Genomic DNA, 1,408 nt, shown 5'->3' with positions numbered 1-1,408 from the left:
GGCGGCCTCAAGGAGCAAGTGCAACACCTGATGTAAGGTGTTGCCATGTCTACCCAATACAGTCACCTGAGTACCGAGGAGCGCGTCACCATCATGGTGATGCTATTTCAACGGCAGACGCTACGAACTATTGCTGCGTTGCTAGGGCGTCACCCCAGCACCATTAGTCGAGAGATCAAGCGCAACCCCCAGCAGCCCCACTATGACGCCATCAAAGCCACAAGTAGGGCACAACAGCTTCGACATATGCCTCGTCGTCAACGGCGTTTATCTCCAGACTCTGAGCTGTTTCAAGTGGTCGTCGAAATGCTCCGCATTGGCTGGTCACCACAACAAATTGCCCGCAGACTACACGCTATCTGGCCTGACCAACCCGAGCGACATGTGAGCCACGAAACTATCTACCTCGCCATCTATGCCTACCCACGCGGAGAGCTGAAACGTCAGCTGATCAGTTATCTACGTCAAGCAGACGGCAAGCGTCCTAAGCGAACACAGAGCAATGTGCGTCGAGAGCGCTATCCTGCACAACTGAGTATTCACCTACGCCCTCCCGAAGTTGCAGATCGTCTGGTACCTGGGCATTGGGAGAGTGATCTGATTATGGGGGCCAATAATCGCTCAGCCGTCGCCACAATGGTCGAACGCACAAGCCGATATGTAATCCTCGCCAAACTTGAAGCCCCCACCGCTGAAGCGGCGGCGGAAGCCATTGTGAGGGAGATGTCGCGGATGGCCCCATCACTACTAAAAACCATGACACATGATCAAGGTAGCGAAATGGCCCGCCATGCCGAAATCACGGCGCGAACGGGGATGAAAATTTATTTCGCCGATCCACATTCGCCTTGGCAACGCGGTAGTAATGAAAATACGAACGGATTGTTGCGTCAGTATCTCCCGAAAGGCACAGATCTCTCTCTAGTGACGCAGGCGCGACTGGATGAAATAGCTGATTTGCTCAATACCCGCCCTCGGCAGACACTGGGCTGGAAGTTTCCAGTTGAGGTGCTAGTAGATTATCTTCAGCTCTCAGCGACCAATAAGCTTACAACGATAAATTGACCGCTAAGAACAAACCCTCCCCCAGCTTGGCTAGCCTGCTGGATGCCCCATAAGGAGGGCGGCTATCGTGCCATTTCAGGCCGCTACATCGTCGATGCTGGGGGGGTTCTGTATAGCCATTGTTTAAGCGATGCCGGGGGGGTTGTGTATAGCCGCAGTTTCAGCGACCGAGGAGGAGATTTTGGGCAGGGGCTTGGCGAAGAAAATCGTGCTTAGTCGGGATGGCTCAGTTCGCTCAGACGCCAAACGATCGCGATGCTTCGGAGGCGGCATCTCGTTCAATTTCGGAATTAGCGCGCTCCGATTTTTTAACTAGCTGTTGCACTTGCTCCTTGAGGCCGCC

1 protein-coding gene is annotated in these 1,408 nt (G+C 54.0%); it reads left to right on the top strand.

What is annotated here, in order from left to right:
• Positions 1-45 precede the first annotated feature (45 nt).
• Positions 46-1,065 (top strand): IS30 family transposase, encoded by a 1,020-nt coding sequence (locus IE038_RS23815; RefSeq protein ID WP_099775771.1) that lies wholly within the window; start codon positions 46-48, stop codon positions 1,063-1,065.
• The last annotated feature ends 343 nt before the right edge of the window (positions 1,066-1,408 follow it).

Origin of the sequence: Pseudomonas laurentiana (genome assembly GCF_014648275.1) — a bacterium.
Lineage (GTDB): Bacteria > Pseudomonadota > Gammaproteobacteria > Pseudomonadales > Pseudomonadaceae > Aquipseudomonas > Aquipseudomonas laurentiana.
Note: the sequence above shows the minus strand (reverse complement) of the source record. Positions and strands in the feature narration are given on the sequence as shown.

Coding starts and splice junctions, on each gene's coding strand:
- IE038_RS23815 (WP_099775771.1), top strand. CDS start 46: ATGTCTACCCAATACAGTCACCTGAGTACCGAGGAGCGCGTCACCATC.